Annotated in this window: 3 tRNA genes; all 3 read left to right on the top strand. The window is 53.3% G+C overall.

Annotated elements, in window-relative coordinates:
• The first annotated feature begins 45 nt into the window (after positions 1–45).
• The 3 genes from IC213_RS20720 to IC213_RS20710 all read left to right on the top strand — a co-directional run bounded on the left by IC213_RS20720 (position 46) and on the right by IC213_RS20710 (position 283).
• Positions 46–121: transfer RNA gene (locus IC213_RS20720), tRNA-Lys, on the top strand.
• Positions 122–128: 7 nt separating this feature from the next.
• A tRNA-Cys gene (locus IC213_RS20715) sits at positions 129–202 on the top strand.
• Between the two features lie 6 nt (positions 203–208).
• Positions 209–283: transfer RNA gene (locus IC213_RS20710), tRNA-Asn, on the top strand.
• Positions 284–330: the final 47 nt, after the last annotated feature.

Raw genomic sequence — 330 nt, 5'->3', positions numbered from 1 at the left:
CTGGAGGTCGTGAGTTCGACTCTCATTATCCACCCCAACTAATATGGTCTATTAGCTCAGTCGGTAGAGCACCTGACTTTTAATCAGGGTGTCCCGCGTTCGAGTCGCGGATAGATCACCAAAAAGGCGGCGACATAGCCAAGTGGTAAGGCAGTGGACTGCAACTCCTTGATCCCCAGTTCGAATCTGGGTGTCGCCTCCAAAATATTCCAAGGTAGCTCAACGGTGGAGCAACCGGCTGTTAACCGGTAGGCTGTGGGTTCGAGCCCCACCCTTGGAGCCAAAAAAGCCGAAGTGGCGGAACTGGCAGACGCACAGGACTTAAAATCC

This window comes from Clostridioides sp. ES-S-0049-02 (assembly GCF_020658465.1).
In the GTDB taxonomy this organism is placed as follows: domain Bacteria; phylum Bacillota; class Clostridia; order Peptostreptococcales; family Peptostreptococcaceae; genus Clostridioides.
Note: the sequence above shows the minus strand (reverse complement) of the source record. Positions and strands in the feature narration are given on the sequence as shown.